At 68.5% G+C, this 13351-nt stretch carries 13 protein-coding genes and 1 other RNA gene; 6 read left to right on the top strand and 8 right to left on the bottom strand.

The window, feature by feature from the left end:
* The 3 genes from HMJ39_RS17340 to rpiA form a co-directional block, all read right to left on the bottom strand.
* Positions 1-603, bottom strand: a 603-nt coding sequence (locus HMJ39_RS17340; RefSeq protein ID WP_194298264.1) for an IS4 family transposase, incomplete at its 3' end; no start/stop codon positions are given.
* A gap of 131 nt (positions 604-734) precedes the next feature.
* Entirely contained in the window at positions 735-4034 is a 3300-nt protein-coding gene (locus tag HMJ39_RS17345; RefSeq protein ID WP_194298265.1) for an Ig-like domain-containing protein, read from the bottom strand.
* Between the two features lie 234 nt (positions 4035-4268).
* On the bottom strand, positions 4269-4922 hold the full coding sequence (gene rpiA, locus HMJ39_RS17350) for a ribose-5-phosphate isomerase RpiA (protein ID WP_194298266.1): 654 nt from the start codon (positions 4920-4922) through the stop codon (positions 4269-4271).
* Between the two features lie 117 nt (positions 4923-5039).
* On the opposite strand from rpiA, the gene ilvA reads away from it, so the two are divergent.
* Entirely contained in the window at positions 5040-6557 is a 1518-nt protein-coding gene (gene ilvA / locus HMJ39_RS17355) for a threonine ammonia-lyase, biosynthetic (RefSeq protein ID WP_161382497.1), read from the top strand.
* Between the two features lie 370 nt (positions 6558-6927).
* Positions 6928-7074, top strand: a complete 147-nt coding sequence (locus HMJ39_RS17360; RefSeq protein WP_161382496.1) for a hypothetical protein — start codon at positions 6928-6930, stop codon at positions 7072-7074.
* A 5-nt stretch (positions 7075-7079) separates the two neighbouring features.
* Here HMJ39_RS17360 and HMJ39_RS17365 read toward each other — a convergent pair whose 3' ends face one another.
* The 4 genes from HMJ39_RS17365 to HMJ39_RS17380 form a co-directional block, all read right to left on the bottom strand.
* Positions 7080-7649, bottom strand: a complete 570-nt coding sequence (locus HMJ39_RS17365) for a 5-formyltetrahydrofolate cyclo-ligase (RefSeq protein WP_194298267.1) — start codon at positions 7647-7649, stop codon at positions 7080-7082.
* A 69-nt stretch (positions 7650-7718) separates the two neighbouring features.
* A non-coding RNA gene (gene ssrS, locus HMJ39_RS17370) (6S RNA) lies at positions 7719-7904 on the bottom strand.
* A gap of 35 nt (positions 7905-7939) precedes the next feature.
* Positions 7940-8263: a cell division protein ZapA gene (locus HMJ39_RS17375; RefSeq protein ID WP_161382494.1), complete on the bottom strand. Its 324-nt coding sequence runs from the start codon at positions 8261-8263 to the stop codon at positions 7940-7942.
* Positions 8260-8475 (bottom strand): TIGR02449 family protein, encoded by a 216-nt coding sequence (locus tag HMJ39_RS17380; protein ID WP_161382493.1) that lies wholly within the window; start codon positions 8473-8475, stop codon positions 8260-8262. Before HMJ39_RS17380 ends, HMJ39_RS17375 begins: the two co-directional genes overlap by 4 nt.
* A 180-nt stretch (positions 8476-8655) precedes the next feature.
* On the opposite strand from HMJ39_RS17380, the gene HMJ39_RS17385 reads away from it, so the two are divergent.
* From HMJ39_RS17385 to HMJ39_RS17400, 4 genes are read left to right on the top strand one after another with little or no spacing between them, the layout of a single operon-like run.
* A complete protein-coding gene (locus HMJ39_RS17385; protein WP_194298268.1) occupies positions 8656-9246 on the top strand; it encodes a UPF0149 family protein in 591 nt (196 codons plus the stop codon).
* A 12-nt stretch (positions 9247-9258) separates the two neighbouring features.
* Positions 9259-10581 (top strand): Xaa-Pro aminopeptidase, encoded by a 1323-nt coding sequence (gene pepP, locus HMJ39_RS17390; protein ID WP_194298269.1) that lies wholly within the window; start codon positions 9259-9261, stop codon positions 10579-10581.
* A complete protein-coding gene (locus HMJ39_RS17395) occupies positions 10578-11744 on the top strand; it encodes an FAD-dependent monooxygenase (protein ID WP_194298270.1) in 1167 nt (388 codons plus the stop codon). Before pepP ends, HMJ39_RS17395 begins: the two co-directional genes overlap by 4 nt.
* An 11-nt stretch (positions 11745-11755) precedes the next feature.
* A complete protein-coding gene (locus HMJ39_RS17400; protein ID WP_194298271.1) occupies positions 11756-13015 on the top strand; it encodes a UbiH/UbiF/VisC/COQ6 family ubiquinone biosynthesis hydroxylase in 1260 nt (419 codons plus the stop codon).
* A 102-nt stretch (positions 13016-13117) separates the two neighbouring features.
* Here the strand turns inward: HMJ39_RS17400 and HMJ39_RS17405 are convergent, their stop codons facing one another.
* Entirely contained in the window at positions 13118-13351 is a 234-nt protein-coding gene (locus HMJ39_RS17405) for a formate dehydrogenase subunit delta (protein WP_194298272.1), read from the bottom strand.

The following is a 13351-nucleotide window of genomic DNA, read 5'->3' on the forward strand; positions in this document are numbered from 1 at the left end:
CTTATACCAGCCGTAATCCACATACCCCTTGTCGAACACCACGATGCTGCTCTTCGGGAAGGCGAACCGCCGTCCCTGCACCAGGTCGTTTTCGTTGCCGTCACTCACCGCCACGAACTCCGGTACATCGGTGCCGTGGTTGAGCCCCACGCTCAGCTTCATGTTGCCCGCGTCCGGCCGATAGGCGGCCCACGGGAACAGCTTCAGCGACAGATCGATGGCGCTGGCATCCAGTGAGTAAAGCGGGTTCTTGAAGCGGAACTTGTGCCGCCCCGGCAGGCTCTTGCAGTGCTGCAGCAATCGCCCGAAAAGGGCCTGATACAACGCCGCCGGCTGCTTCTCATTGATCCGGGCCAGGGTCGAACGGGGGATCGGCTTGGCGCCCAGGTGGTAGAGCTTGTGGCGCTGGCTTTCCAGGTTCGACTGGATATCCCGCAGGCTTTGCCGACCGGAGAGCTGCGACATGGCCATGCCGACGAACTGATCCCAGCGCGACGCCGAGCGCAGCTTCTGGCCGTGATGGTGCTCCCGCGCCAGCCTCTCAAAGTCATGTCTGGACAGGGGCTTGAGCAGTTGGTGAAACGCGGTGTTATGATGTGACAAAGCCTGGACCTCCCGGAATACAAGGTTTTCTCGACAAAAACATTGTACCCGGGTGGTTCAGGCTTTTTCTTTATGTCCCTTCAACTGTGGGACAGCAGTGCCCCGAGGGGCCCCTTTTTCGTTGCCGGGGTTTATTCCTGGATCGACACGCTCTGATAGCTCAGGTTGATGCCGCCCACCGGAATGTTCAGGTTCACCTTGCCGCCTTCCAGTTCGGAGAGGCTGATCTCCAGGCTCACCTGCTTCGGTTCCTGGTTCTCCAGGGCGATGAACAGCCGGCCGTCGGGCAGGAAGTCCAGGGTCCCTTCCAGGGTGATGTCGTCGATGGGCAGGCTCTTCACGTTGTGGTCCAGGCCCAGGGGCAGGGACAGCGCCGGCGCGTCGAACAGCAGATCGAAGCGGATCACGAAGCGCGGCGGGTCGCCGGCGGCCGGGTTTTCGCCGGGCAGGATGTAGCCCACCGGCGCCTTGGTGCGGTTGCCGTTCTCGTCGGGCTCGTAACGCACCCGCATGATGTTGGGGCCGGTGGCGGTGTCGATCGGCACCAGGCCCAGGTTGCCCACCTGGCCGAGCACCGGCTCCTCCAGGCCGAGAATGTCCAGCACGTCGCCCAGGGTGGTGACCACGCCGTTGAGCAGGCCGCCCACCAGGGGCAGGGTTTCCAGGGTGGTGCCGCCGTCCGTGGTGTCCAGGTCCAGGCCGATCACGGCGGTGGCGTCCAGATTGGTGAGCGCCACCGTGGTCGGGTAGATGCGCACCGCCACGCCGCCCTGGCCGCCGGTGATTTCATCGGGCAGGTCCGGGTTCGGGTCGAAGCCGAGAATGTCCGTGTTCAGGGCGCCGGCGATGTACAGCAACCGCTGGGCGTCGCAGTCGGTCTGCGCGCCATCCTCGTAGGGCGGCGCGCCGCCGAAGCCGCAGCCGGTGTTGGCGGTCACCACCAGGCCCTCGCCGGAGCCGTTGGCGCCGTCCACGTCCGGACGGATGCGGGTGGCGTTGGGCGGCGTCGGCTCACTGTTGTCGGTGATCGGCGATTCGCCGGTGTCCACCGCGAAGTTGCTGTTCACGTCCACGCTGGGCAGGTTGCTGAGCTCCTGGAACACATCCTGATTGGTGGGCGCGCCGCGGAACACGATGGCCATGTCCGGGCCGCCGGTCTCCCGGTCGCCGCCCAGCAGGGGCGCGGTCTGCAGGGGCAGGCCCGCCTCGGAGCAGATCACGCCGGCGGCGCAGCCGCTTTCCTGGGAACCCAGGGTGTAGCGGTACAGACCGCCCACTTCCCAGGGGGCGTTGGGCAGGAAGGTGAGCGCCCGGGTTTCCCGTTGCAGCACGCCGGGCACCGCTTCCAGGCAGGTGCCGTTCTGGTCGATGCGCTCCACGCGCACGCTGCCGTCGCCGCAGCTCTGGCCCAGGGTCAGGCTGGCCGGGTCCATGTTCTGGGAGAAGCGCACCCGGATCGGCCGGTTGGCGGGCAGGTCGTCGATGGGCAGATCGTCCAGCGCCTGTTGCTCGCTGTCGGAGCTGGATGACAGGCACACGCCCTGGGTGCCCTGGCCGTTGAAGGCGTTCAGGTCGATCTCCTCGGAGCTGGCGCAGGGGAAGCCCGGGTACACCACCATGGCGAAGGGCCCGCGCACCACGCTGTCGCCGTCCACGTTCTCCACGTACTCGGGCAGGGAGAAGGTCAGGGTATCGCCGCCCTCCACGCGGTTGATCGGTTGCAGCGCGTTGCCGGACAGGTCGGTGATGCCGGCGGTGGCGGTGACCGCGTACTGCACGCCGTAATTGACCGGGTCGTCCGGAGTGATCACCAGGGCGTTGCCGTTCAGGTACCAGGAGAACGGCTCGCTGGCGCCGCCCTTGGTCAGGCGCAGGGTGTCGCCGGGTACGATGGAGCCGGTTTCCAGGGTTTCGTCGAACTGCAGCACGATGGGCTCGCCGGGGACCATGCGGTCCGCCACCAGGCCCGGCTGCCAGGACAGGCGCAGCTGGCCGTCCTGGGTGATGGCCTGCAGTCGCGGCCCGGTGTTGTCCTCGATCGGCTGCGGCGCCGTGGTCTGATCCGCGTAGGACTCCATGCGGAAGCTGAGCAGGCCGTAGTTGGTTTCCACGCCCAGCACCCGCGGTTCCACCACGGTGAGAGCATCGGCGCTCAGGCGGCCGTCCACCACCCGGGCGCGGCCGATCAGCTCCAGGTGCACCAGGTTCTGGGTGAAGGCGCCGTTGGCGCGGGCGTCGGCGGTGGTGGTGGCCACGTCCATGAACAGCCGCAGGGCGCGATCCGCGCTGTCACGGTTGGACAGCGGGTTGGGGTACAGGTAGCCGGTGGCGTCGGTGATCATCTCCACGGTCACGTCGCCGGAGTTGAAGCCCACCGGTACCTGGCCGCCGATGATCACTTCCAGGGCGTCGCCCACCAGGCGCGAGCCGCGTTTTACCCGCAGCGGCGTCACCGTGGGGAAATTGGGCTGGAAGGCCAGCTCGCCGAACACGTTGCCGGTCTGCTTGGAGGCGGTCTGGTCGGCCAGGATGGTGCCCCGCACCGGCACGCAGTTGATCGGGTCGCCGGTGAGCGGCGAGGTGCGCACGCCTTCGTCCAGGCAGCCGAGAGCGGGGTCCGCCGCCGGCACCTCGGTGACCAGCACCGCCCGTTCGCCGGTGGGGGACGTGGTGTCGCGGGGCACCACCTCCCGCTCGAACGGCGCGATGGTCTCGCCGAAGCGGCTGGTCAGGCCGTTCACGCTGAGCGTGTAGGTGGCGCCCGGGGTCATGTCCTCCACCGGGTCCACGGTGATGGCATTGCCCTGGGCCACCAGCACCGCCGGAACCAGCTCGCCGGCGCGGGTAAGCTGGATGGTGTCGCCGTACACGGCGCTGCTCTGGTCCATCGGGTGGCTGGTGCGCAGCCGGAACGCGGAGAAGTCCATGGTCCCGAACCGCTCATCGTCCGGGAAGATCTCCGCCACCTCGAAGTCCGCCGTTTCCTGCTGCTGGCGTACCGGGCCCTGCACGGCGGCCCGGGTAGTGAAGTTCAGGGCGCCGTCGGGGGGTACCACTTCCTGGTCGTCGATGACGATGTCGCGCAGCACCACGGTGTAATCGGTGATCGGGTCCAGCGCCGAGGTCGGCGCCAGCACCACGCCGCGCCCGTTGTTCACCGAGCGCAGGTCGAACGCCACCGGGTTGCCGTTATCGTCCAGGAACTGGAAGTTGGCGGCGCTGGGCGACACCGGGGTGGCGAAGCTGAACACCACCGGGGCGTTGGGGGCGACGTCCGCCTGGCCATCCAGGGGGTAGGAGAAGAACAGCGCGGCGCTGCTGCTATCCGGGGCGCGCGGTACCGCGCCGCCGCCACCGCCTCCGCCGCTGCCGCCGCAGCCGGCCAGCGCCAGGGCGGCGCTCAGTGTTGCTGTCGCAAGATAAGGACGCATGGAACACCTCTTATTGGAGTTATTGCTTCATATGCAATTCATAAAGCAAAACCGGGGTGCCCTGCCGTATGAAAAAGGTTGGGAAGCGTTCGCTGAGCGGCGGGAAATTTGCCGAACGTAGTCTTGGGTTGCGGAACGTAACGGCCCGGTTAAGGGCCGGCGGGGCGGGTAACCCGCGGTCCACCGGCGGGGTGCGCGGGGGTCAAGGCCGGGCGGGCGTCCGGCCTGGGGCGGTCAGTACCGCGATACGCCGCCGCCTTCGCCCACCAGCACCACGTCCGCCGGGCGGCGGGCGAACAGGCCATTGGTGACCACGCCGGTGATGTTGTTGAGGGTGGTTTCCAGCTCGATGGGGTTGAGGATGTCCAGGCCGTGCACGTCCAGGATCAGGTTGCCGTTGTCGGTGACGAAGCCGTCCCGGTATTCCGGGCGCCCGCCCAGGCCCACCAGCTTGCGCGCCACGTAGGAGCGCGCCATGGGAATCACCTCCACCGGCAGCGGGAAGGCGCCCAGCCGCGCCACCTTCTTGGAGCCGTCGACGATGCACACGAACTCCCGGGCCGCCGCGGCGACGATCTTCTCCCGGGTGAGGGCGCCGCCGCCACCCTTGATCATCTCGCGGTGGGCGTTGACCTCGTCGGCGCCGTCCACGTACACCGGCAGGCTGTCCACGTCGTTGAGTTCCAGCACCGCGATGCCGTGGCCGCGCAGGCGTTCGGCGGTGGCCTCGGAACTGGCCACGGCGCCGGCGATGCGGTCCTTCATGGCCGCCAGGCCGTCAATGAAGTGGTTGGCGGTGGAGCCGGTGCCCACGCCCACCACTTCGCCTTCCACCACGTAGCGCAGGGCCGCCTCGGCCACCTGCTTTTTCAGCGCGTCCTGATCCATTCGAACCTTCCTCTCTGCGTCGAGGCGGATTATACGGGCCGTCATGTGGACGCTCCAGGGGCGCGGCTCGTACACTAGCGGTTTGCGCTCGCGCCTTTTCCAGCTTTCGGATACCCCATGCTAGATCAATACGTGAAACGGATTCTCCAATCCCGCGTCTATGACGTGGCCCATGAAACCCCGATCCATGCCGCGCCGCTGATTTCCAAGCGCATCGGCAACCGGGTGTTGCTGAAACGGGAGGATCTGCAGCCGGTGTTCTCGTTCAAGCTGCGCGGCGCCTACAACAAGGTGGCCAACCTGCCGGACAAGCAGCGCCAGCGCGGCGTGATCTGCGCTTCCGCCGGCAACCACGCCCAGGGCCTGGCCCTGGCGGCCAGCGCCATGGGCGTGCGCGCGGTGATCGTGATGCCGCGCACCACCCCGGAGATCAAGGTCAAATCCGTGCGCCAGCGCGGCGGCAAGGTGGTGCTCCACGGCGACGGCTTCGACGAGGCCCTGGCCCACGCCCGCAAGCTGGAAGAGAAGGAAGGCCTGACCTTCGTGCACCCCTACGACGATCCGGACGTGATCGCCGGCCAGGGCACCGTGGGCATGGAGATCCTGCGCCAGCAAAGCCGGGATCTGGACGCCATCTTCATCCCGGTGGGCGGCGGCGGCCTGGCCGCCGGCGTGGCCGCCTACGTGAAGTACGTGCGTCCGGACGTGAAAATCATCGCCGTGGAGCCCGAGGACGCCGCCTGCCTGAAGGTGGCCCTGGAGCGCCAGCGCCGGGTCAGCCTCTCCGAGGTGGGCCTGTTCGCCGACGGCGTGGCGGTCAAGCAGATCGGCAAGGAAACCTTCCGGGTGCTGCGCGACCACGTGGACGAGGTGGTCACCGCCACCACCGACGAAATCTGCGCCGCCATCAAGGACTCCTTCGAGGACACCCGCTCCATCTGCGAACCCGCCGGCGCCCTGGCCCTGGCCGGCCTGAAGAACTGGGTGCACAAGCATGGGGCGGAGAACAAAACGCTGGTGGCGATCCAGAGCGGCGCCAACGTGAACTTCGATCGCCTGCGCCACATCTCCGAACGCTCCGAGGTGGGCGAGCAGCGCGAGGCGATTCTGGCGGTGACCATCCCCGAGAAACCGGGCGCCTACCGCAATTTCCTGCAGGTGGTGGGGCGCCGCAGCATCACCGAGTTCAACTACCGTTACGCCGGCGAGCACGACGCCAACATCTTCGTGGGCATCCAGATCCGCCCGGGTGGCACGGACCTTGCTCCACTGTTGGAGGAGCTGCGCGACGCCGGCTATCCGGTGGTGGATATGACCGGCAACGAGATGGCCAAGCTGCACATCCGCCATATGGTGGGCGGCCACACCTCGCGCCAGGATCTGGACGAGATGCTGTTCCGGGTGGAATTCCCGGAGCGTCCCGGGGCGCTGCTGAAGTTTCTCATGTCCCTGGGGCAGAAGTGGAACATCAGCCTGTTCCACTACCGTAACCACGGGGCCGCCTACGGGCGGGTGCTGGTGGGCTTCCAGGTGCCGTTCGGGGACCGGGGCAACCTGCGCAAGGACCTCAAGAAGGTGCCTTATCCGATGGTGGAGGAGAGCGACAACCCGGCCTACCGGCTGTTTTTGAACTAAGCCCGGGCCGGTCTGTCCGAACTTTCGATGCCCGCCCACGGGTGGCGCGACCTAGGCATGAATTTGCCGTGAAAGCGCCGTGATCTTTGTGAGTTGGCGGGGAGTTTTGTTAAGAAGCGTGAGCATTGGCCCCTAACTGCTTGACTTGATTGGGGGTTGCTGTTGAATTTTGACACCGTTCTCATTCTGTTACGAAAAAGATGTCGTACCATTGTGAGTCTTTCGTCCGATATGGACACAGGGGATACGGGAAATTCCGCGCCGGCGTGGCCGGGCCACGCCCCATAAAGCGGAATTCCGTTGTTTTCTTCGTACCGCGCCACGGGGCCCGTCCGGCTCCCGGCCTTGAATTTTGGGGATTTGCAGCACAATGAAGAAGAAGCCCGACGCCCTCGTCGTTCTTGCTTTCGTATTCGCAATCGGGGTTCTGGTCAGCACGCTGACCCACGGCGGCAACGACGCCGATCTGGAGCGCTTCGCCAACTCGGCGGGCGTCAAGGTCAGCGTCAGCCGGTAACCCGCTCAGTCCGTGATCACCCGGTCCAGCGGCCGGTCCCAGGCGGCTTCCGCCAGCCGGGGCAGGCGCTGGAACCGGAACGCCACGCCCACCAGCAGGGGGCGCCGGGGCCGGCGCGCCAGATCGGCCAACGCCCGGTCATAGAACCCGCCCCCCATGCCGAGCCGGTGGCCCCGGTCATCGAAGCCCACCAGCGGCACCAGAATGGCGTCCAGCGCCCAGGCGGCCCGGGCCCGCTCCCTGCGGCGCGGCTCGCCGATGCCGAAGCGGTTGGCGCGCAGCCGCCGCTCCGTTCGCCACAGCCGGAAATGCATGTGCCCCCGGCGTACCCGGTCCAGCGCCGGCAGATACAGCCGCGCCCCCTCGAAACGGGCCGCCGCCAGACCCGGCAGCGGGTCCAGCTCGCCGTCGCCGGCCAGATACAGGGCCACCTCGCCGAACCGCCGCGGGCCCAGGGCCCGGGACAGATTGCGCGCGAACCGGTGTTCCGCGCGACGCCGCTCACCGGCGGGCAGCGCCCGCCGCCGCGCCCGAAGGGCCCGCCGCCTTTGCTGTCGTGAAGGTTCAGAACTCATAAAAAGGAAGGCGTCCATGGATAGCGCCTGGCGCCCTTAAGCGCGCCGCTACCCACTGTCTTATTAAGCGTGCTCCCCGAACCGCCGCTGCGGGTGTGGCCCTTGAACCGAAAGGTTCAAGGCGGAGACCTCAGGCTGATGCCCTCAGGCTTTCCGCTCGGTGGCGGACATGCACACAGGCACGCCAATTTGGTCCCCTGGGTGTAAAGCATCGGCTCAGGGACATAACCCGTCTGGCGCACGGTCCAGGGAGCACTTGCGAGCGAGTATAACAGGGCGGGCGGGGTCGGTCAGGGCTTGACAGACGTCTCCGTGTCGCCTTCCTCGAAGGCGCGGATTTCGTTTTCCAGGCGGTTGAGCAGGGCCTCCACCCGGGCGTCGCTGTCGGCGTCGCCGCCGATGCGTTCACGGGCTTCCAGCAGTTCGTGGCTCATGTTCAGGGCGGCCATGATGGCGATGCGCTCCAGGCCGATCACATTGGCCTGGCGGACTTCCCGCATCTGGTCGTCCAGGTAGCGGGCGGCGCGCAGCAGATTGTCCTGCTCGCCGGGCGGGCAGGCGACCCGGTATTCCTTATCGAGCAGGTGGATGACCAGGGAGCTGTCGCTGCTCATGAATCCTCCTGCTCCAGGGAACGAAGACGCGTTATGATGGCCTCCACGCGGCTTTTCGCCAGATCGTTCTTCTTGATCAACTGGGTGCGTTCGTCGAGCAGACGGGTCTCGCGTTCACGCAGCAGGCGGTTTTCCTGGCGCAGGTGCGCGGAAATCCGCAGCAACTCGTCCACGCGGGCTTCCAGTTGCCGGAGTTGTTGGTCCGTCGTCATGGCAAATTGGTCGCTGTTCGCCTAATGTTACGCCCCTGGGTTAAGCCCCCGATCCGGGCCCGATTTCGCCGGCATTGACGGCTTTTTGTACTATAGGTGGGGCCCCGGTAAGGGTCAACGAAATTCCAAGGCGCAAGAATCACTTAGCGCCGTTTCCGTAAAGAGTGGCTGAACATTCCCATGCCCGATCTGCCCGATTTCGACCACCTCGTCCGCGCCGCTTCCGGCGCCGGCGTGGCGGTCTCCCCCAGTGAACTGCACGGCGTTATTTGCGGCCTGCTGGCCACCGGCCAGGGCCACGACGACGCCACCCTGCTCGGCACCCTGGCCGCCCACGCGGAACAGCCCCAGGGCCTGGCCCCGGACCTCGCCGGCGACCTGGTGCTGTGCCGCGACGCCGCCAGCGAGGGCTTCGCCGGCACCGGCCTGGAGCTGGATCTGCTGCTGCCCGACGACGAAGACGACCTGGGCCTGCGCGTTGCCGCCCTGGGCCAGTGGGCCGAGGGCTTCCTGGTGGGCTTCGGCACCGGTGCCGCCGGCGTCAACGACAGCCAGCTGTCCCCCGGCATCCAGGAGGCGCTCTCCGATTTGTCCGCCATCAGTCAGGTGAGCACCCCGGAAGACGACGGCGAGGAAGAGGAGCGGATGCTCGAGCAGGTCACCGAGCATTGCCGCATGGCGGCGATGATGATCTACACCGATCTGGTCATGAAGCCCGCCGCCCGGGACACCGACACCAAGACCGACACCAACCCGCCCACGCGACACTGAGCCGGAGCCCCCATGAGTATTCGTCTCCAGGAATTCCAGCAACGCCGGGCCGAGCTGATGGCGCAGATGGAGCCCAACAGCATCGCCATCCTCGCCGCCGCCCCGGAGCGCACCCGCAACCGGGACGTGGAGCACCCCTACCGCCAGGACAGCGACTTCTGGTACCTGAGCGGTTTCCCGGAACCGGAAGCGGTGATGGTGCTGCTGCCCGGCCGCGAGTACGGCGAGTACGTGCTGTTCTGCCGCGAGCGCGACCGCGCCCGGGAAATCTGGGACGGCTACCGGGCCGGCCAGGAGGGCGCGGTGGCCGACTACGGCGCCGACGACGCCTTCCCCATCAATGACATCGACGACATCCTGCCGGGCCTGGTGGAAGGCCGCACCCGGGTGTACTACGACCTGGGCCGCGACGCCGACTTCGACCGCCGCCTGATGGGCTGGGTCAACGCCATCCGCGCGCGGGTGCGCACCGGCGCCCAGCCCCCCGGCGAGTTCGTGGCCCTGTCCCACCTGCTGCACGACATGCGCCTGTTCAAGAGCCCGGCGGAGGCGGACCTGATGCGCCGCGCCGGCGCCATTTCCGCCGGCGCCCACGTGCGCGCCATGAAGGCGGTGCGCCCGGGTATGTACGAGTACCAGCTGGAAGCGGAATACCTGCACGAATTCATGATCCACGGCGCCCGCAGCCCGGCTTACCCGAGCATCGTCGGCGGCGGCGCCAACGGCTGCGTGCTGCACTACATCGAGAACAGCGCCGAACTGAAGGACGGCGACCTGGTGCTCATCGACGCCGGCTGCGAGCTGGAAAACTACGCCTCGGACATCACCCGCACCTTCCCGGTGAACGGCACGTTCAGCGCCGAGCAGCGCACCCTCTACGAGCTGGTGCTGCGCTCCCAGTACGCCGCCATCGAAGCCACCCACCCGGACAACCACTGGAACGTGCCCCACGAAATCGTCGTGCGCGTTCTCACCGAGGGCCTGGTGGAGCTGGGCCTGCTCAAGGGCAAGGTGGACGACCTGATCGAGGAAATGGCCTACCAGCGCTTCTTCATGCACCGCACCGGCCACTGGCTGGGGCTGGACGTGCACGACGTGGGCGATTACCGGGTGGGCGGCGAATGGCGCCAGCTGGAGCCGGGCATGACCCTGACCGTGGAGCCGGGCCTCTACATCGCCCCGGACGACGACACCGTGGAGGAACGCTGGCGCGGCATCGGCATCCGCATCGAGGACGACGTGCTGGTCACCGGGAACGGCTGCGAGGTGCTCACCGCCGACGTGCCCAAGGACATCGACGACATCGAGGCCCTGATGCGCGAGGCGCGGGCATGAACCGGGAGGCGCCGCTGATCGTCGGCGGCGGCATGGCCGGCGCGGCGCTGGCCTTGCTGCTGCGCCACCACGGCGCGGCGGCGGTGACCCTGGTGGAGAGCCATGCCATCCGTGCCGGCGAGCCGCCGGACACGCCCAGCTTCGACGCCCGCAGCACCGCCCTGTCCGCCGGCAGCCTGGCGATCCTGGCGCGGCTGGGGCTGCTGGACGCGGTGCTGGAACGCGCCGCCGGCATCGACACCGTGCACGTGTCCCGCCGCGAGCGCCTCGGCATCACCCGGCTCAACGCCGCCGAGCACGCCCTGCCGCGCCTCGGCGCCGTGGTCGAGAACCGCTGGTTCGGCCATGTGCTGCTGGGCGCCGTGGAGGCGGACCCGGCCATCGAGCTGCGCGCGCCGGCCTCGGTCAGCGCCATCGCCCGGGAAAGTGACGGTTACCGGGTCACCCTGGACGGCGAGGAGCGGCGGACGCCGCTGCTGATCGCCGCCGACGGCGCCCGCTCCCGAACCCGGGACTGGCTGGGCATCACCGCCCGCCACCAGGACCTGGGCCAGGACGCCCTGATCGCCAACATCGGCCTGGCGGAGCCACACCAGGGCGTGGCCTTCGAGCGCTTTCTCGACGACGGCCCCCTGGCCCTGCTGCCCCTGCCGGACGACCGCATGGCGCTGGTCTGGACCGGGCCCCGGGAGCAAGTGGATCGCTGGATGGCCCTGGACGACGACGCCTTCCTGGCCGCCCTGCGCCAGCGGGTGGGCGCCGCCATGCCCCGGCTGGCCCGGGCCGGCGAGCGCCAGCGCTACCCGCTGATTCTCACCGAGGCCTGCGCCCAGGCGGTGCCTTTCGCGGCGGTGGTCGGCAACGCCGCCCACACTCTGCACCCGGTGGCCGGCCAGGGCTTCAACCTCACGTTCCGGGATCTGGCCCTGCTCGCCGAGCGGGTCGGCGGCCAGCCGAACCCCGGGCGCCTGGCCCTGCTGGAGCAATGGGCCGCCGAGCGGCGCCGGGACCAGGCCGACATCGCCCGCGCCTCGCGCTGGGTGCCGGAGCTGTTCCGGGTGCGCAATCCGCTGTTCGCCCACACCCGCCAGCTCGGCCTGCTGGCCCTGGACCTGCTGCCCGGCGCCCGCAAAAGTTTCGCCCGCCGCGCCATGGGGCTATGAGAGAAAAGACCATGAAGGAATCCTCCCACACCGACATCCTGATCATCGGCGGCGGTATGGCCGGCGGTCTGCAGGCCCTGTTGCTCACCGATAAGAGCCTGGCGGAGCAGGGCTTCACGGTGCGGGTGCTGGACGGCGCCCCGGCGCCGGCCTGGCCGGACGGCGAGCCGGCGGCCCGGGTCTCCACCCTTAGCGAGGCCAGCCACTGGTTGCTGCGCCACGCCGGCGCCTGGGAGCGGCTGCGTCCGGCGCGGGTGCAGGGCTATACGTCGATGCGGGTGTGGGACCAGGACGGCACCGGCGAGGTGGCGTTCGACGCCCGCGACGCCGGCGCCGAGTATCTGGGCTGGCTGCTGGAAAACGACCACCTCACCGCCGCCCTGTACGCCGCCGCCTCCGAGCGGGACGGGCTGGACTGGCAATGCGGCAAGGCGGCCACGGCGATCCACCGGGAACAGGGCCGCTGGCGGGTGGAGGCCGGCGACGCCAGCTTCACCGCCGACCTGCTGATCGGCGCCGACGGCGCCCGCTCCCGGGTCCGCGAGCTGGCCGGCATCCCCGGCGGCCCCCGGGACACCGGCCACCACGCCCTGGTGGCCACCATCGAGACGGAATTGCCCCACGGCGGCTGCGCCCGCCAGGTATTCATGGATTCCGGGCCGCTGGCGTTGCTGCCCCTGTTCGCTGAACAGGAGGGCGGCGAGAGCCACCGCTGCTCCATCGTCTGGTCCGCCTGGCCGCAGCGGGTGGAGGAACTGATGGCCCTGGACGACGACGCCTTCGGCGCCGCCCTCACCCAGGCCACCGGCGCCGCCCTGGGCCAGGCCCGGGTGCGCGGCCGCCGGGCCGTGTTCCCGATCCAGGAGCGCCACGCCAGCGCCTACGTGGGCCCGGGCCTGGCGCTGATCGGCGACGCCGCCCACGTGATTCACCCGCTGGCCGGGCAGGGTATCAACCTGGGCTTTCTGGACGCGGCGGTGCTGGCGGAAGAACTGGGCCGGGCCCGCCAGGCGGGCCTGCCGGTGGCCGAGCCGGCGGTGCTGGCCCGTTATCAGCGCCGCCGCCGCGCCGACAATCTGGTGATGCAGAACGCCATGCGCGGCTTCAAGCTGCTGTTCGAGCGCCGGGAATTGCCGGTGCGCTGGCTGCGCAACAGCGGTTTGAATCTGGTCAACCGGCTGGCCCCGGCCCGGCACGCCTTCATGCACCGCGCCCTGGGCCGCGCCGGCGACCTGCCGCGCACCGCCCGACCGATGCATCCACGGTCGTAAATGCGACTGTAGGAGCGGCTTCAGCCGCGATAGCCCGGCAGCGATAGCCCAGCGCCACGCCAACCCCTATCGCGGCTGAAGCCGCTCCTACGGCAAGCTACCTCACCCCGCCGCGCGCACTTCCCGCAGCCGCTCCACCGCCTGGCGCGAAATCGGCGTCAGGTCCTCGCCGCCGTCGTCCGCGTAGGCGAGAATCTGCTCCTTCATGCTGCGCGCCCAGAACTTCTGCAGGTGCGTGGCCACCTTGTCGGCGGCCTGCTGGTCCGTGGCGCCGTGCATATTGGCGCTGATCTGATTGACCATCTTCACCAGTTGCTCGAGACCTTGTCCGCTCAT

It is taken from the genome of Alloalcanivorax profundimaris (assembly GCF_015265435.1).
In the GTDB taxonomy this organism is placed as follows: Bacteria; Pseudomonadota; Gammaproteobacteria; order Pseudomonadales; family Alcanivoracaceae; genus Alloalcanivorax; species Alloalcanivorax profundimaris.